Below are 16,548 nucleotides of genomic sequence, written 5' to 3' on the forward strand. Positions count from 1 at the left end.
CTGATATATCAAGGGTTTGATAACGATCTGGGGGTTTGAGTTTTGTCTGTATTTTGATTTTATCATGCTGTGAAAGAGGGTATTTCCAGGATGATTTAAGATGGAGATAAAGTTGAATAATAACCAAAAAATTGTGCTAAAAACTAACTTAATGTCAGTCGCTAGCACAACAGTAAAGGGTTGAAATTGTGTTTAATTTACAATGCCTTCTACATAGGGAATCGGATCAGTTAATCCCAGTTCTTGAAACGCAGCTAATCGCAGTTTACAGGAGTCACAAACACCACAGGCTTTTTCTTCTCCGGCGTAGCATGACCATGTTTTTTCCCAAGGAACTCCTAATTGATTTCCCAGTTGAATAATTTCTGTTTTTTTGAGGTGAATGAGAGGAGAATATATCAGAATCGGGTTTCCTTCTCTGCCTTGTTTAGTTCCCAGGCGAAACACATCTTGCATGGCGTCGATGTAGTCGGGACGACAATCTGGATAACCGGAATAATCTAAGGCATTCACGCCGATATATACCCGACTGGCGTTAACGGTTTCGGCGTAACCTAATGCAAAGCTTAAAAAGATGGTATTTCGGGCGGGAACGTAGGTGATGGGGATGGTTTCACTCATTTGATCGAGGGAGCGATCGCGAGGTAAATCGATTTTGCGATCGGTTAATGCTGATCCGCCCCATAAAGTCAAGTCAAATTTTACAACTTGATGTTCGACGATGCCTGCACTTTCTGCGATTTGTTGAGCGGAGGTGAGTTCGCGTTGATGGCGTTGTTGATAATCGAAGGAAATGGCGTAACATTCATAGCCATCGGCTTTGGCTTGATAGAGAACGGTTGAGGAATCTAATCCACCCGATAGTAATATAACGGCTTTCACGGTTTTGGGTTTTTACTGCTATTGTCACTTTTCTGCCCGTGATTTTAACAAAAATTAATCTAATTGACGGAAAATGAGGCTATTAAATTTTAACGAATCTTCTTTACAGGTTGCGGTACAAATCGAAAGATTACTTCATGTTTTTTGGTGGAAATGTTCGTTAAAATACTAAGTAAGACACAAAAGCAGTGTTGAGGTATTATCTCATGACAACATTTTCTAAAGTCGATTACAATCCTTCTCGTTGGTTAACGGTTATTTTGGTGACACTGGCTCTGTGGCTGGGCGGTAGCTTGGTTTTGGATTTTGTCATTATGCCCAGTATGTATATGACGGGTATGATGAATCAATCTGAGTTTGTATCTGCGGGTTCAATGATTTTTTCTACTTTTAATCGAGTGGAAGTCGTTTGTGCCGCAGTGGGATTAACGGGCTTGATGGCGTTGGGAATTACGTTACCGGAAGGTTTTAGTAATCGTATTCGCACGCTGAGTCTTTTAACTGTTGCTTTATTGGCGATCGCTCTAACTTATACCTACGGTTTAACGCCTCAAATGACTGCGTTAGGACTGAATCTAAATCTGTTTAATCCGATTGTCGAAGTTCCCACCGGAATGAATCAACTTCACTTCAGTTATTTTGGTTTAGAACTCATTAAACTAACGGTTGTTGGTCTAGTTTTAGGCTGGTGTATTCGTGCAACTCGTAGCGAAGCTGTAAATTCTTAATTGAGTTTTCGGTTTTTACCAATAATCATGTTAACTCATTTCAAATATTTTCTATAAAAGAGGGGGAAAGATGAAAAAGTCTTCCCCTTTTTTTACGGATGATTAAGAGTCAATTCACCACCAAGATACAAAGTCACGAAGATGCTATCTTTGTGTCTTGTGTGTCTCGCGTGGTTTTTCTCATTCTTCATTTTCTTCAGAATTCGGCCATAATAACCGCACACCCATAATAGCAAATCCTAAAGCCGCAGAAATTTTAATCCAGCGAGTCGGTAATACTTCTGCTACACCTTGTCCGATTAAGACTCCAATTAAACTCGCTAATACCAAAGCTAACGCGGTCCCAAAAAAAATAGCCCGAGGTGACTTACTGGTACCACTCAAAGCAATGGCGGCGACTTGACTTTTATCTCCTAACTCGGAGAGAAAGACCGCGATAAAACTCAATCCCAACAGTTGTAAATCCATCTTGAATATTTTCTCACTATTAATGACTGAAAACTTCCCAAAAAAGTAAACCTGAAATCACTAACAAACTAATTCCGGCGGCACGTTCGAGGGTTTTGGGTTGAATACGACTGGCTAACCATCGCCCGACTAAAACCCCGAGTAAACTGGTGAGAACCAGGGCGCTTCCTGCACCTGCAAACACAACCCAAGGTTTATGAGATTCTGCTGTCATTAATAGGGTTGTCAATTGGGTTTTGTCGCCAATTTCTGCTAAAAAAATTGTCACAAAGGTAGACGCAAAAATCGCCCAAGCATTTTTAGGTTGGCGGGGTTGCATCGGTTTTGAACCCTGAGACTTGAGGGTTGGCGGTGTCGCTTCTGTTGTTTCGTTGGCTGAACGTTCGCTAGAACTCTCGTTGGGAAAGTCTGAGGGTTGGTTAGAGGATTGGAGTAACTCAGAAGATGGTGTCACAGTGAATTTATCAAAAAAATAGTGAGTCTGACTCATTTAATCATAATCTTTTCATATTTACCGAAGATCTGCAAGTTTATGGGTTCAAGGGTTGACATCCTCCGGTTCCTCACAAAAGTCAACTTCGTGATTAAACTGCGTCATTTCGGGGGAGTCAGCCCCATAAACGCCTTCGATTTGCTGCTGACAACAATCAATCGCAAAATCGTTCAACTCCTCGGGTTCTATGCCGAACATCTCCTCAAATATATCCGATTGAACCCGACAAAAACGAGGGCGGTTGGGGTAGATTCTACATTCTCGGGTTTCCTGGTTGTAGTGAATACACCATCCATCTTCGCCGACTAAACTCAGATAAAGTTCTATCTGTTGGGGATCAAGATATTCATCTAATTCTGGACGTTCTGAGGGTTCAAGATAGCAGCAAGCCCCACAGTTTTTAACACATTGCCAAGTTGCCATAAGGATTGAAAACAATTCAGGATATTTTTCAGGTTTAATTGTCGGAATCTGTTTTTTGATCGGGTTTTTGAGCCGCTTCTTTTAACTCGGGATCTGGAGGATTTGGACGTTTCAGCGTGGGATTTTCATCAACTACTAAAGAGGGTTCTGAAAGGATTTCTTCTGAAGAATCATCCGGTTGAAGGGTTTGCGGTTCATCATAAATTGATGGGGTTTCAGAAGCCGATTTCATCGTCTCAAAGGGACTGGTTTGGGAGGTTTCGGGTTCAACGGTAATCGTAATTTCCTGCACTTCGACTGCGAATGCTGTTTCTATTACTGAGTCAGGATCGATGTCGGTTTCTGTTACTTCAAAGACTTCGGTTTCTGCTGCTGGGGTTTCTTTGGGTTCTGAAGTTACATTTTCTTGAACGAAAACGGTTTCTCTGATTTCTGGTTCAACTGTGGGTTCTTCGGTTTGAGTTTCCGAGAGCGGTTGGGGTTTATTTTCTTCTGAGGTTTTGACCGGAGAAACGGCTGGAGAAGGTGGGTTTTTACTGCGATTAAATAAGCCTGTAATAGCGCGAAAAACTCGGGATAACCGTTGGGGTTTAGGAGGAGTTTGAGAGGGGGTTTGAGGTTGAGGAGTTGTTTCTATTTTCTCCTCTATGATTTCGTCTTCAAATTCGATTTCTGAAACAGAAAGGGGTGCGGGTTCTGGTTCTTCTGTTGCGGGTTTTTCTTCTTCAATTTTCGTTTCCGAGATCGGTGTAGTTTCTACTTCTATTTTCTCGGGTGAGACTGAAGGCAGAACTTCTTCTAAAACTACCGGGGGTTCTGGGGGAACAGGGGCTTTTTCGGGTTCAGTCTCAACGGGTTCAGGCGGGGTTTGAAGCGCAACAGGAGACTGATCTAATGTTGGCATCATGGGGGCTGATGTCACGGGTTGATCGTTGGCAACTACAAATAAACTGCTGACTTTTTCTTGCAGTTTTGGGGGAACAGGGGTTTGTTGGGATGCGGGAGTAACGGCGCGACGCAAATACAGGGTTTGCCCACCAAACCAAATTAGTAAGGCGACACTGGCAATTTGGCCCAGCAGAACCGCTCCTGTGATGCGTCCAGCACAGAGCCACAAAATCAGGGCGTAAAAGAAACCAACGCCACTCCAGAAGAAGTCGTTTTTGCGATGAACTTCTGGAAAAAAGAAGGCGGCCATGTAAACGGCGAAGCTCCCCAAACCTACAGCGATCGCCAGGATATCTGCCAGCATTGAACCCTCCAGCCTATCGACAAATCTCTACTGAATCATTTTACAGGGCTGTGGTCGTTCGCGTCAGCTTTTGGGTGAGGGAATTAGCGGAAACGGGTAGGTTGATCTGATTTTTTCTCGTTTGGAGCAAAAATTTTAAGGATTACTTAAGAATTAATTGCTGATCGCCAATAATTAGACAAATTCGCTTAGAGTTTGGTAGTTACGGTTACAATTCCTTTCCCGAAAAATCCCAACTTATTTTTGATGGCTATTTTTGGCCCTTTGAGAAATCTGCTGAAAATCGGGGCGGTGACTTATATCACAAGTGAGGCGTTAATTAAGTCATTTAAAATTTTGAAGTAATTTTCTATGATTTAAGGGTACATCTAAGTTAAGTGCCGTAGAAAAGTGTTTGGGGAGGAGTTGATTATGTTTGAGAAACTATTGCTAGCGGCAATCATCACTTTCAGTCTTTACTTTAATTCTAAGATTGAGTGGTCGCGTCCGATGAATCCTTTACAATTGCAAGTACAAGCCCCTCAAGCTCAACTGTTGAAAATACTGATGTTTCAAAATTTCAATGTTCAGTAAGCGGTTGTGACTTGCGTGTTTTTACTAGGGAAACGATTTAGATAGGTGATCAAATGCAGATCGGCTTACATCTGCATGATTTTCTAGTATTTGTATAGAGCCATCCTCCCCTGGCTCTGCCTTCTTAAGAAAAGTCTCATCTAAGCTTCATTGGTAACTTAGGGTCTTTAGTTAGTCTGGGAAGTAGATTAAATCAAAAATTATTCCAATTCACAGGAGTTGCAAAAATAATGGTTTCTATGACTCGGAAAATAACTCGGACTCCGGCTAAAACTCAAAAGGATCAGAATGTTGTTCATTTTTTAAGTGATTGGCAGTGGGTTAAACAACTAAAGCTTGGCTTAGTCGAAGATCGCTTCTGCTTGTACCTACAAGAACTGACGCCTCTAACTACATTAGATTATCGCCGATATTGTGAAGTTTCACTTCGTTTAAAAACTGAAAAAAATCAATTGATTTATCCCGCTCTTTTTCTTCCCCTAGCAGAACGTTATAACTTGAGCCATAAAATTGATCAGTGGGTTATTAAAAACCTATTTGAACAGTTGGTACAAGCTCCTGATAAAATTAGAGAAAACTATCGCTTTGCTCTGAATGTATCTGCTGCTAACTTAAAAGATTATCGCTTTTTTGAATCTATTTACGCTCAAGTAAGCGAATTTGAACTGTCACCGGACATGATCTGCTTTGAAATTTCTGAGCGTGTTGCTTTGGCGAATTTAAGACTTGCTTCTGATTTAATTACTGATTTGCAAACTCAGGGTTATTGTTGTGCTTTGGATAATTGTGGCAGCAATATGTCCTCTTTCACCTATCTCCAGTATCTGCCCGTAGATTACTTAAAGATTTCTGAAAGATTTGTCAAAAATATGAATCAAGATATCACAGATAAAGCCATTGTTGAATTGATTAATTATATCGGTCAAAGCATGGGTTTACAAGTGATTGCTAAAGGGGTAGAAAATCAGGAAATCTTTAATGAGGTGAAAGCATTAGACTTGGACTATGCCCAAGGTTACTATCTTTCTCAACCTCAGCCGATGAACCTCAATCGTTTAGTCTAGATCTTAGCAGCTTGAAAACTTAAATGCTAACTCTAGATGATCCTCAAATTCTACTCAAAACCTGAGCGAGTCGTGACCTTTGTCCGTCTCGTTCAACTCTCGTAAAAGAAAATTTTTCTGCTTTTATTTTACTCTTATTAAAGCTTAATCTTATCACAGGTTTCATCATGTCTAAACTATTTTTAGTCAAGCCTAGATTGTTTCATCACCGTTGGTTTTATCCTCTGCTCTCTATTTGCACAGCATTAACATTTTGGCTCAGTTCACTTCCGGCTGTACAAGCAATTCCGATTGAAAAATTGATTTTTCATGGCGTGAGAATTCTTCAGCTTTCCACGATTTCTGAGCGTCAAGAAATTGCCCTCGGAAAACAGATTAATGATAGCATGGTGGGGCGAGAATTTAAACTCTATCGTAGTCCGGCTTTAACGCAATATGTAGATTTGATTGGTCAACGGTTAGTAAAAGTGAGTGAACGTCCTGATATTCCTTATACTTTTCAAGTCGTTGATAATGATGGCGTTAATGCTTTTGCAACGATGGGCGGTTTTGTTTATGTTCATAAAGGGTTGATTTTAGCCGCAGACAATGAAGCGGAATTAGCTAGTGTGATTTCTCACGAAATTTCTCATATTGTTGGGCAGCATTCTCTTAAACAAATGCGTCAAATTGCCATTGCTCAAGGATTAGCTTCTGCGGCAGGATTAGATAATAATTTAGCGGTGCAAATTGGGGTAGAATTGGCATTAAGACGCCCGAATAGTCGAGAGGCTGAGTATGAAGCAGATCGCTTAGGAATTATCGCTTTAGGGCGGGCTGGATATGTTCAACAAGCTGCTGTAGATTTTATGGAAAAATTGCTCGGAAGTGGTTCTCCCCCAACGATTTTAAGCACTCATCCGGCGACTTCAGATCGAATTAAGACGCTACAACAATATATCGATCCGAGTCTAGCTGAAAGGGGAGTTGGGATGAATAGTAGTGCTTATCAGGAGGTTGTCCGACGTCTGATGTAATCCCTAAAATAGTAAAGATCATCTGAAAAACTTCTTAACATAGAAAAATGATCAAAAGTGGTATTCTGTCCGTTACAATAGGTTAGATTCATCAACAACTCTTGGCAAAAAAATAGAGGTGTTTTGAGTCTAACCTGAATATCAGATGATCCTATGAACAGCTATTTTGACAGCGAACAGAAGGGAAATATTTTAATTGTTGACGATCTACCGGATAACTTGCGTTTGTTGTCTGAGACGTTAAGTGAACGGGGCTATGAAGTTCAGTGTGCAATTAATGGTAAACTGGCATTAATGGCTGTTGAAAATGCTCCCCCAGATTTGATTTTACTGGATATTAAAATGCCCGGACTAGATGGCTATGAAGTTTGCAGCGAACTCAAATCTCAAGCCAGTACCTCATCTATTCCGGTAATCTTTTTAAGTGCTTTAGATGATGTTTTTGATAAGGTGAAAGCTTTTAGTGTGGGAGGGGTAGACTATGTGAGTAAACCGTTTCAAGTTGAGGAAGTGTTAGCCCGTGTGGAAAATCAACTCACGATTTGTCGCCTCCAAAAACAACTCCAACGTCAAAATCAAAAGTTACATCAGTTAAACGAAGATTTAGCCCATTCTAACCAAGAACTTGAACAATTTGCTTATATTGTTTCTCACGATTTACAACAGCCGCTACAAACGATTACAGGTTTTGCTGAATTGATGCTGTCTTTAAAGTCAGAAATTAATCTAGAGGAAGAAGTAGACGAATATGTGGTTCCGATTTTAGAAGAAGGAATTCGGATGCAGGAGTTGATTAAAAACTTATTAGAATATAGTAGAGTTGGAACAAAACGCCGAAAACTGCAACCGATTGATTGTCATCTAATTTTAGTAGAAACGCTGAAAAATCTTCATAATTCTATAGAACAAAGTCAAGCGATTATTACGCATCAAACTTTACCTACAGTTAAAGCTGATAAAATTCAACTCGGACAATTGTTTCAAAACTTGATTGGTAATGGGATAAAATATCGTCGTCCCGGTGTTCTCCCTCAAGTGACGATTTCGGCTGAACAAAAACAACAAGAATGGCTGTTTACCATTCAAGATAATGGAATTGGCATAAAACCCGATTACTTTGAACGAATTTTTCAAATCTTTCAACGTTTACATACGGTTCAAGACTATCCCGGTACTGGAATTGGTTTAGCCATTTGTAAGAAAATTGTTGAACGTCATGGGGGACGAATTTGGGTTGAATCTGAGTTCGGGATGGGGACAACTTTTTACTTTACTATTCCTGTTTAAGCCAAATAAAATGATGATGAACTCCGAAAATATAACGATTCAAACCCTAACAGAAACGCTAAAACAAGCCGAAGCCGCTCTTTTAGAAAGTGAAAATCGGTTTCGAGATTTGTTTCATTTAGCCCCAATTGGAATGGCTGAAGTCTCACTCGAGGGGCAGTTTTTAGAGGTGAATTCATCTTTTTGTCAGTTTGTTGGGTACAGTCGAAAAGAACTCATGCGGAGGGGATTTAATCAGATTACTCATCCCCATGATCGAGATGTGAGTATGGATTATTTTGCTCGATTGATTCGCGGAGAATTTAAGCAATATAACCTGGAAAAACGCTATCGTCACAAAGAAGGACATTGGATTTATGGGATTCTTCACTGTTATCTCCGACTAGATGCAGCCGGAAATCCGCTTTCGGTGATTACACAAGTTCAGGATATTACTGAATATAAAAAAATCGAAGAAGATCTCAAACAACAGAAAGAATATTTGCGTTTGGTTTTAGATAATATTCCCCAACAAGTGTTTTGGAAAGATACCAATTTAGTGTTTAAAGGCTGTAACAAAAAATGGGCTGAATACGCTCAGTTAGAAAGTCCAGAGTTTGTGATTGGTAAAACGGATTATGATCTCTTTAAAGATTCACAAATTGCTGAATTTTATCGCAGCCAAGATCGGCGAGTGATGGCTTCAAAAAAACCAGAACTCAATGTGATCGCCCGTAAACAAAAACCCTCCGCAGATGGGAGACAAATTTGGCTCGATGTGAGTCGAGTTCCGATGTTAGATGCGGACGGATATGTGATTGGGATTATTGGGGTTTTAGAAGATATTACTGAACAAAAAGAGATTGATGAAAAGCTTCGATTGACTCAATTCTCGATTGATAAATCGATAGATTATGTGCTATTTACTGATATCAATGCTCGATTTTTTTATACGAATGAAGCGGCGACAAAAACCCTGGGATATTCTCGGGATGAACTCCTGCAAATGCAAGTAAAGGATATTGATCCAAATGCGTCTGAAAATCAATGGTCTATTAGTTGGGAGAATTTAAAACAACAGGGTTCAATTACCTTTGAGTCCATTCATCAAACAAAGACAGGTGAACAGATTAGTGTTGAAATTACCTTAAGTTATTTAGAATATAATCATAAAGAGTATGGTTGTGCTGTGGTGCGAGATATTAGCGAACGCAAACAGGCTGAAATCGCCCTACAACAAGCCAAAGAAGCCGCAGAAGCCGCCAATCATTCAAAAAGTGAATTTTTAGCCCGAATGAGTCACGAACTCCGCACACCGTTAAATGCGATTTTGGGTTTTACTCAACTAATGAATCGTGATCTCAAACGCAAACAATCCGTTTTACTCCAAGATCATCAAGAACATCTAGAAATCATTAGTCGCAGTGGCGAACATTTGCTAAATCTGATTAATGATGTGTTGGAAATGTCGAAAATTGAGTCGGGTCGAATTTCGCTCAATTCTACCAGCTTTGATTTACTGAAACTGCTACATTGTCTCAAAGATATGTTGGAATTGAAGGCAAAATCAAAAGGATTAGAGTTAGAGTTTGAAATTGATTCAGATGTGCCGCAATATATCCAAACGGATGAAAGTAAACTCCGTCAAGTGTTAATCAATTTGTTGGGAAATGCGATTAAATTTACCGAAAAAGGGACTGTGAGACTTAGAGTTAAAACTCAGGAGTTCAAACAACCCAACACCCTGATTTTTGAGGTAGAAGATACGGGATTCGGTATTTCTCCAGAAGAACTTAATAATGTTTTTGAACCGTTTTTACAAACAGAAACGGGTCGCAACTCTCAACAGGGTACGGGTTTAGGTTTATCAATTAGCCGACAATTTATTAAGCTGATGGGCGGAGAAATTACGGTTAGCAGTCAATTATATCAAGGAACTTGCTTTCAATTTAATATAAAATTTAAAGCCGCTAATGCTTCTCAAATTCCCTCGAAAACGGTTAGTAGACAAGCGATTGGACTGGCTGCAAATCAACAAACTTATCGGATTTTAGTAGTTGATGATAACTGGACAAATCGCCAACTGGTGATCAAATTATTGAAACCGCTAGGCTTTGAACTTGAAGAAGCTGAAAATGGTCAAGAGGCGATTATCATGTGGGAGAAATGGCAACCGCATTTGATTTTTATGGATATGCGAATGCCTGTGATGGATGGCTATGAAGCGACTCAATATATTAAACAACATTTGCAAGGTCAAGCCACGGTTATTATTGCTTTGACGGCTAGTGTTTTTCAAGAAGATCGAACGGTTATTTTATCCGCAGGTTGTGATGATTTTGTTCGTAAACCTTTCCGAGTTGAAGTGTTGTTTGATAAGATAGCTAAACATTTAGGGGTCAAGTTTTTATATGAGGAAAATACCACTATTAATGGCTGTGAAAATCTCCCCCTTCCTCAACAAATTCTCCTCACTCACCCCTCTCAATTGACTCCCGAAGGATTAGCAGTCATGCCGCCAACCTGGAGACAAGACTTACATCAAGCCGCCACGAAACTCAATCAAAAGTTAGTTGCTGAAGTCATTAGTCAAATTCCCGAAACTCATGGTTCTCTGGCTGAAATGTTAACCCAATTGACGAATGATTTTAGATATGATGTGATCATTGAATTGACTTCAAACACTCAGAAATAAGCTGTGTCCGTTTAATGGGAAGCAGCTACTGAACGCTTAACTTTTTCAATCCAGTTGCGATGGCTGGCTAAAATCTGAGAAAAAGGAATTGTCGTTTCTGATATTTGCTCGAAGATTGAAGCCGGAACATACTTCGGAAAATAACGATGGAGGGTTTTATGGAATATGTTTCTGAGGATAAATTCTACATACAAACGAATAGAAAATGGCAAAGTATAATCTCCCAACTCCACTAAAGCATGACCATCAGCAATTCGACGGTGGGTAAATTCTTCTAAAACTTTTGCCCAATTTTCATCATATTCATCGAGTAAATGATTCAAAATCGCCACATCTTCTAAAGCGGCATTGCATCCCTGACCAATGGAAGGAGAAACGGCATGAGCTGCATCTCCAATTAATAGAATACTATCACGATCATAATATCGATTACATCGAACGGTTAATACACTGGATGGCGGTCGATTTAGAAATTCTGCGGCTTCTTCTTTTGAGATTAATTGACCGACTTTAGGAAAATTTTCTGCAAAGAAATTTAGAACCTGTTCAGGGCTAGAAAGACCAATAATTTGATTGTTATGACGGGGAAAATGAACCACTCCATTAAGTGAGCCATCTTTTTGATGCAAGAGTAATAATGTTGTGCCATCTTGGAGTTGCCAAACATGAATTTTCTGTGGGTCTAGGGCTTCGTCTGAATGAGCGGTAGAAATAAAAATTGATTTATAGTCATTCGCTACATATTTCTGCTGATATTCAAACATTGGTGTATTTAGAAGGCTTGTTCTCACCATTGATCGCGCTCCATCTGCACCCACTAATACATCGTAGTTGACGGTCACTTCTTGATTATCTTTAGATTCCAATGCAAATATTACTGTTTTTTCTTCTAAGTTAACCCTTGTACAGCGATGATTAAAGTAAACTTTTAGGCGGTGATTTTCTGAAAATTCAACTAATTTTTCTAACAACACAATTACCAGTTCATTCCGGTCAAGAGTGATTAAAGGTTTTTTTCGCTGTCGAGTCCGAGATTTGCCATTTTTAGCATGAAACATTGATCCAGTCATCTCTACACTGATCGCCTGAATTGCTTCTTCTAAACCCGCAATTTGACGCAGAGAACTCATTCCCCTTTCACCTAGAGACAGAGGAAAAGTTCTCCGTTTGGAAAGTTCACTCTGGCGAGGATCACTGCGATATTCATAGATTTCTATCTGGTATTGTTCGGGGCGTCGCAGTAAATAATGAGCTAATAATAAACTACTTGGCCCCGCTCCCACGATGACAATTTTTTTGACCATGACGACTCCGAATTATTCAAGATCTTTCTTCGAGTTTACCATCGATAGATAGCATACAGCAATGTTTTAATATTACGATTATTTTCATTGTTGAATTCTCTCACAAACTTCATCCCGATTTTCTCAGCAACACGGCGAGAACCGGGATGATTTTCGGGCATATTAGCGTGTAGACTCTCTAATTTTAACACGCTAAACGCATAATCTTTGAGTGCCGTTGCGACTTCGCTGGCATATCCTTTTCCCCAGTAGAGATAGTGGATAATATAACCCAAGTCGTTAACCCATTCCTCGGCAATTTTTTTCTTTAAAATTCCCGCATCTCCGATGATTTCTGCTGTTTCTTTTAATTGTATTAAATAACGACCAAACCCTTGCATTTTGTAGCTTTCTAAGGTAATATTAATCCAGGCTTCGACTTTAGATTGAGTGAACGGTTGCGGCCAATAACTCATGGTCATGGGGTCAGATAAAAGACTGAAAAGTTTGTCTGTATCATCCGGTTGATATTCTCTGAGAATCAGACGATGGGTTTGTAGTTTCATCATTTTTTATCTCAATTTCTGCACTAATATATCACCATTTTCACCGCCTGTAACTAAGGTTTGACTATCTGGTGTAAACGCAACGGGAGGATAAGCGGCTAGGGTTTTTAACAACCGTCCTAACGGATGGCGATCGCTAATATCCCACAGTTTAACGATACCCTCTCGACTCGCACTGGCTAATAATTGACCATCGGGACTAACCGCAATTGAGACAACTTGATCATCATGTCCCTTGAGGGTGTTGAGGGTTTCTCCGGTGTGAAAGTTCCATAATTTAATGGTGCGATCGCCACTTCCACTGACGAGAAATTGTCGATCTGGACTAAAGGCTAAAGTATAAACTGCGGCTGAATGTCCGTCTAAAGTTTGAAGACTTTTCAACTGACCAAACTGCCAAATTTTAATCAAGCCATCTGCACCCCCACTTGCAAATAAACTACTTTGAGGATGAAATTCAGAATGACTATTTAAAGGGACTAAACTAGACTCAAATTTAGTAAAAGTCACGCACAAAACTTGATCTAAATGTTCGGAAAGTCGATAGAGTAATTCACCATTTCTTTGATTCCACAATTTCAAGGTTTTATCTTCACTTCCACTGGCAATAATACAACCATCAGGACTATAAGCAACAGAATAAACGCCACCACAACGATGACTATAGGGTGAACCGGAATGACTGAAAAATCTATCCGCCATTGTGTGAGTTTTCAGGTTCCAAGCTAAGATGGTTCTATCCTGACTTCCACTGACTAATTTTCGACCATTGGGACTTATGGCAATCGTATTAACAGTATCACAATGGGCTAAAAATCGATGCAAAAGTTGTCCGGTTTTCAGGTTCCAAACTCGGATGCTGTGATCTACACTTCCACTGGCTAAAATATAACCTTTGGGACCGATGGCGATAGCTTGAACCGATGCGGAATGACCTTGTAAATGCTGAGGACTTTGACTCAGGTTCAGTATATTTTTATCGGGTTTTGTGTTTTCTCTGTATTTTAAGGGGGAAATAGAATAAAGTTTTGCGGGATATTTAGGAATAAGCTGAATAGATTGATTGGCGATAAAAATGGGGAAATTCGGAGATGTTTCTGAAGTTGAAGTCAAAGCCAACTCAATCCAATTATTCCTCTCCTTTAACAGCGTTTTTGTGGCTTCAATTTCCAGGTTTACAATTTTCTGCGGCGTTTCCTGTTTTTCTGAGGTTGATAAATTAGAGGTTTTTTCTGTTAAATCTTTTAAGACTTCTTGAGCGGATAAATAGCGATTTTTGACTAAATCTTGGAGGAGTTTATCAAAAATTCTATCTAATTTTGAACTGATCGTTTTTCCCTTTTGCTGCAAATGCGATCGCCAAATTAATTCCCCGGTAAAAGAGTCAAAAAGTTGGTTTGGGGGAACTTGAGTTAAGAGGTGAATACAAGTCATTCCCAAACTATACAGATCACTGGCGGGATAGGCTTTTCCGCCGCGAATTTGTTCGAGAGGTGCATAACCAACGGTTCCCGTCATTGTGCCTGTTTGCAGTTGAAAAATATTTTGACTTTGTTTGGCAATGCCAAAATCAACTAAAACAATTTTTTGGTCACTTTTTCGGCGAATAATATTTTCAGGTTTGATATCCCGATGAATAATTTGATGCTTGTGAAGAAAGCCTAAAATGGGTAGAATATCAATTAAGAGTTCTTGAATTTTTTCTTCATTAAAAGCCCCTTGTTCGGCTAATTCTTGGCTTAAATTTTGTCCGGGGATAAATTCTTCGACTAAATAAAGACAGCTATCCTGTTCAAAGGAAGAAAATAGAGACGGAATGCGATCATGTTCTCCCAATTCTTGTAGCCGCATTGCCTCTTGATGAAATAATTCTATTGCTTTTTGTAGCTTAACGCTTTTGTGTCCGTGAGATGCAAATTGCTTGATAATGCAGGGAGTATTTTGACTCATCTCATCTACTCCGAAGAAGGTACGACTCATTCCGCCCGTACCGATTTCTTGCAGCGCCCGATAACGTCCTTGCAGCAGTAAATTTGAACCACAGCCTTGACAAACCTGGGTTTCTGGGTGATTTTGAGGGGTGTTACAATTGGGGTTTAAGCAGTAGCTCATAAGCGCAGCATGAGCAGTCTCACACTCAATTTGTGTTTTCTAGTATGACGGCTTCTAGATGAAACTGATCAAAATCTTAAGGATTATTTAGCGTTTTTTGCAAGTTTTCGGGATGGCTTAATGAAACCAGAGTAGATTATCCAAATGCCACACTTTAATGGTTTTATCCTCACTCCCACTGACTAATATTTTGGTATCTGGACTAAACGTAACGGTATTCACGGCGCCAGAATGTCCAGAAAGCAAATTCAGTAAATCTCCGGTGTATAAGTCGCGTAATTTAATCAAACTGTCGTAACCGCCACTGGCAAGAATATGACCATTCGGACTAATTTTCAGGGAATTGACTGCGTAGGAATGACCAGAGAGGGTCCGTAATAACTTCTGGGTGGGAAGTTGCCAAATTCTAATGGTTTCGTCTTTTCCGCCACTAATGAGAGTTTCGCCATCTGGACTCATGGCTAACGTCAAAACTCCCCCTGTGTGACCTTCTAAAATGCCAATTAATTCCTCATTTTGCAACTTCCACAACCGAATGCTATTATCTGCACCATCACTCGCGAGAATATCACCCTTGGGAGAGATGCAAAACGTTTTCACTGAACCTGCATGACCTGTTAGCGTCCCTTTGAGTTGTCCGGTTTGCACATCCCACAACCGCACGGTTTGACTGTAGCTGCTGCTGTGGCTAATAATGGTTTTACCATTGGGGACAATCGCAACGGGCATAAACCCGGAGTCGAGGCGAGAATAACCTGTTACTAAGGTTCGCAACAGTTGACCATTTTTCAGACTCCAAATTTTAATTGTTCCATCTCCGCCGCCAGTGGCAAAAAATTCACCATCGGGACTAACCGCGACATTTTTCACCCCAAACGGATGACCCCCCAAGGTGAGTAAACACTCTCCTGTTTTTAAATTCCAAATTTTGATCTTACCGTCTTCAGAGGCACTAATCAAGATTTTTCCATCCGGACTAATGGCGACTGATTTTACACCGTCGGCGTGACCACTTAAGGTAAGATTGTCCATTATCGAGGGGATTGTTTGCTGATAACTGCTTGTCTGAAGCCTAACACAATCAAAATATTTGATAGCGTCAGGAAAACCTCTGCACCCCCATGTAACCAATCAATATTTGCTAAAGATTCATGATACACAACTTTAGCATAGATACCTGCTGGGATTGTGACTCCAACAAATACTAACGTGCCATAAAATCCGATTAATGCCAAGCGGGGTGTCTGCCCTGAACGGGTCAGAAACCACAGAAAACCCAAATAAGGGAACAATGAAACAGCAAACAGGGTATCTTTTGATAGCATTATTCTCCCTTGTGTTACTCTTTAACGGAGCGGGTGGTTCGCCAGATGTACCAAGCCGCAATACAGAGGGTAACATTTCCGAGTACCGTCATCGCCGCCTGAAGCGTTACCATCCACTCAAAGGAGGGAGGATTATCAAAATAGTGCCAGGTACAAGCACACATTGCACTCACGAGGGCGGGTAACATCGCCAGCGAAAGTCCCCACCAAGCTTGATTACGAGTCACTTCACCATACCTCCAGATAAACCAAATTGCTGCGATCCACTCGATAACGCTCGAAACATGAATGATCCAAGTGGGAATTGAGAGTGCGTGCATAATAGAATTTTAACTGAGTTTCCAGCAGATTTACGGCACTATAAATGAAACATTTATGGTAGTCTAACATCTAAATCTCAAC

General features: G+C 40.2%; 17 protein-coding genes. 6 read left to right on the forward strand and 11 right to left on the reverse strand.

What is annotated here, in order from left to right; translation table 11 throughout:
* Positions 1 to 192: 192 nt before the first annotated feature.
* Positions 193 to 882: a 7-cyano-7-deazaguanine synthase QueC gene (queC, locus tag VB836_RS17240; RefSeq protein ID WP_323220999.1), complete on the reverse strand. Its 690-nt coding sequence runs from the start codon at positions 880 to 882 to the stop codon at positions 193 to 195.
* A 206-nt stretch (positions 883 to 1,088) separates the two neighbouring features.
* Between queC and VB836_RS17245 the strand changes: the two genes are divergently transcribed.
* Complete coding sequence (locus tag VB836_RS17245) at positions 1,089 to 1,610, forward strand: DUF4149 domain-containing protein (protein WP_323221000.1); 522 nt, start codon at positions 1,089 to 1,091, stop codon at positions 1,608 to 1,610.
* Positions 1,611 to 1,790: 180 nt separating this feature from the next.
* Here the strand turns inward: VB836_RS17245 and VB836_RS17250 are convergent, their stop codons facing one another.
* From VB836_RS17250 to VB836_RS17265, 4 genes are all read right to left on the reverse strand, one after another.
* Positions 1,791 to 2,078, reverse strand: coding sequence for a TMEM165/GDT1 family protein (locus tag VB836_RS17250; RefSeq protein WP_323221002.1), 288 nt, complete (start codon positions 2,076 to 2,078; stop codon positions 1,791 to 1,793).
* A 19-nt stretch (positions 2,079 to 2,097) separates the two neighbouring features.
* Positions 2,098 to 2,532: a TMEM165/GDT1 family protein gene (locus VB836_RS17255; protein ID WP_323221004.1), complete on the reverse strand. Its 435-nt coding sequence runs from the start codon at positions 2,530 to 2,532 to the stop codon at positions 2,098 to 2,100.
* An 84-nt stretch (positions 2,533 to 2,616) separates the two neighbouring features.
* On the reverse strand, positions 2,617 to 2,994 hold the full coding sequence (locus VB836_RS17260) for a YkgJ family cysteine cluster protein (protein WP_323221006.1): 378 nt from the start codon (positions 2,992 to 2,994) through the stop codon (positions 2,617 to 2,619).
* Positions 2,995 to 3,028: 34 nt separating this feature from the next.
* Complete coding sequence (locus tag VB836_RS17265) at positions 3,029 to 4,246, reverse strand: Ycf66 family protein (protein ID WP_323221008.1); 1,218 nt, start codon at positions 4,244 to 4,246, stop codon at positions 3,029 to 3,031.
* Positions 4,247 to 4,657: 411 nt separating this feature from the next.
* Here VB836_RS17265 and VB836_RS17270 point away from each other — a divergent pair, with 411 nt between their 5' ends.
* The 5 genes from VB836_RS17270 (at position 4,658) to VB836_RS17290 (ending at position 10,860) form a co-directional block, all read left to right on the forward strand.
* Entirely contained in the window at positions 4,658 to 4,819 is a 162-nt protein-coding gene (locus tag VB836_RS17270) for a hypothetical protein (protein WP_323221010.1), read from the forward strand.
* Positions 4,820 to 5,049: 230 nt separating this feature from the next.
* Positions 5,050 to 5,883, forward strand: coding sequence for an EAL domain-containing protein (locus VB836_RS17275; protein WP_323221012.1), 834 nt, complete (start codon positions 5,050 to 5,052; stop codon positions 5,881 to 5,883).
* Positions 5,884 to 6,050: 167 nt separating this feature from the next.
* Complete coding sequence (locus tag VB836_RS17280) at positions 6,051 to 6,899, forward strand: M48 family metallopeptidase (protein WP_323221013.1); 849 nt, start codon at positions 6,051 to 6,053, stop codon at positions 6,897 to 6,899.
* A 153-nt stretch (positions 6,900 to 7,052) separates the two neighbouring features.
* Complete coding sequence (locus VB836_RS17285) at positions 7,053 to 8,186, forward strand: ATP-binding protein (protein WP_323221015.1); 1,134 nt, start codon at positions 7,053 to 7,055, stop codon at positions 8,184 to 8,186.
* A 10-nt stretch (positions 8,187 to 8,196) separates the two neighbouring features.
* Positions 8,197 to 10,860: a PAS domain S-box protein gene (locus VB836_RS17290; RefSeq protein ID WP_323221017.1), complete on the forward strand. Its 2,664-nt coding sequence runs from the start codon at positions 8,197 to 8,199 to the stop codon at positions 10,858 to 10,860.
* A gap of 11 nt (positions 10,861 to 10,871) precedes the next feature.
* Here the strand turns inward: VB836_RS17290 and VB836_RS17295 are convergent, their stop codons facing one another.
* The 6 genes from VB836_RS17295 to VB836_RS17320 all read right to left on the reverse strand — a co-directional run bounded on the left by VB836_RS17295 (position 10,872) and on the right by VB836_RS17320 (position 16,466).
* Positions 10,872 to 12,164 (reverse strand): FAD-dependent oxidoreductase, encoded by a 1,293-nt coding sequence (locus VB836_RS17295; RefSeq protein WP_323221019.1) that lies wholly within the window; start codon positions 12,162 to 12,164, stop codon positions 10,872 to 10,874.
* A gap of 35 nt (positions 12,165 to 12,199) precedes the next feature.
* The gene (locus VB836_RS17300) at positions 12,200 to 12,712 is read right to left on the reverse strand and encodes a GNAT family N-acetyltransferase (protein WP_323221021.1); all 513 of its coding nucleotides are present in this window, start codon (positions 12,710 to 12,712) and stop codon (positions 12,200 to 12,202) included.
* Positions 12,713 to 12,715: 3 nt separating this feature from the next.
* Entirely contained in the window at positions 12,716 to 14,821 is a 2,106-nt protein-coding gene (locus VB836_RS17305) for a serine/threonine-protein kinase (RefSeq protein ID WP_323221023.1), read from the reverse strand.
* A 117-nt stretch (positions 14,822 to 14,938) separates the two neighbouring features.
* On the reverse strand, positions 14,939 to 15,853 hold the full coding sequence (locus VB836_RS17310) for a WD40 repeat domain-containing protein (RefSeq protein ID WP_046282103.1): 915 nt from the start codon (positions 15,851 to 15,853) through the stop codon (positions 14,939 to 14,941).
* Positions 15,853 to 16,146: a DUF3593 domain-containing protein gene (locus VB836_RS17315; RefSeq protein ID WP_046282104.1), complete on the reverse strand. Its 294-nt coding sequence runs from the start codon at positions 16,144 to 16,146 to the stop codon at positions 15,853 to 15,855. The genes VB836_RS17310 and VB836_RS17315 overlap by 1 nt, the downstream gene beginning before the upstream one ends.
* Positions 16,147 to 16,160: 14 nt before the next feature.
* Positions 16,161 to 16,466: a DUF2499 domain-containing protein gene (locus VB836_RS17320; protein ID WP_046282105.1), complete on the reverse strand. Its 306-nt coding sequence runs from the start codon at positions 16,464 to 16,466 to the stop codon at positions 16,161 to 16,163.
* Positions 16,467 to 16,548 lie beyond the last annotated feature (82 nt).

It is taken from the genome of Limnoraphis robusta BA-68 BA1 (assembly GCF_034932365.1).
GTDB lineage: Bacteria > Cyanobacteriota > Cyanobacteriia > Cyanobacteriales > Microcoleaceae > Capilliphycus > Capilliphycus robustus.

Bases quoted from the DNA above. Each gene is read 5' to 3' on its own strand.
- VB836_RS17305 (WP_323221023.1), bottom strand. From the start codon at position 14,821: ATGAGCTACTGCTTAAACCCCAATTGTAACACCCCTCAAAATCACCCA.
- VB836_RS17290 (WP_323221017.1), top strand. From the start codon at position 8,197: ATGATGATGAACTCCGAAAATATAACGATTCAAACCCTAACAGAAACG.
- VB836_RS17250 (WP_323221002.1), bottom strand. From the start codon at position 2,078: ATGGATTTACAACTGTTGGGATTGAGTTTTATCGCGGTCTTTCTCTCC.
- VB836_RS17265 (WP_323221008.1), bottom strand. From the start codon at position 4,246: ATGCTGGCAGATATCCTGGCGATCGCTGTAGGTTTGGGGAGCTTCGCC.
- VB836_RS17285 (WP_323221015.1), top strand. From the start codon at position 7,053: ATGAACAGCTATTTTGACAGCGAACAGAAGGGAAATATTTTAATTGTT.
- VB836_RS17310 (WP_046282103.1), bottom strand. From the start codon at position 15,853: ATGGACAATCTTACCTTAAGTGGTCACGCCGACGGTGTAAAATCAGTC.
- VB836_RS17270 (WP_323221010.1), top strand. From the start codon at position 4,658: ATGTTTGAGAAACTATTGCTAGCGGCAATCATCACTTTCAGTCTTTAC.
- VB836_RS17320 (WP_046282105.1), bottom strand. From the start codon at position 16,466: ATGCACGCACTCTCAATTCCCACTTGGATCATTCATGTTTCGAGCGTT.
- VB836_RS17280 (WP_323221013.1), top strand. From the start codon at position 6,051: ATGTCTAAACTATTTTTAGTCAAGCCTAGATTGTTTCATCACCGTTGG.
- VB836_RS17315 (WP_046282104.1), bottom strand. From the start codon at position 16,146: ATGCTATCAAAAGATACCCTGTTTGCTGTTTCATTGTTCCCTTATTTG.
- VB836_RS17260 (WP_323221006.1), bottom strand. From the start codon at position 2,994: ATGGCAACTTGGCAATGTGTTAAAAACTGTGGGGCTTGCTGCTATCTT.
- VB836_RS17245 (WP_323221000.1), top strand. From the start codon at position 1,089: ATGACAACATTTTCTAAAGTCGATTACAATCCTTCTCGTTGGTTAACG.
- VB836_RS17275 (WP_323221012.1), top strand. From the start codon at position 5,050: ATGGTTTCTATGACTCGGAAAATAACTCGGACTCCGGCTAAAACTCAA.
- VB836_RS17295 (WP_323221019.1), bottom strand. From the start codon at position 12,164: ATGGTCAAAAAAATTGTCATCGTGGGAGCGGGGCCAAGTAGTTTATTA.
- VB836_RS17300 (WP_323221021.1), bottom strand. From the start codon at position 12,712: ATGATGAAACTACAAACCCATCGTCTGATTCTCAGAGAATATCAACCG.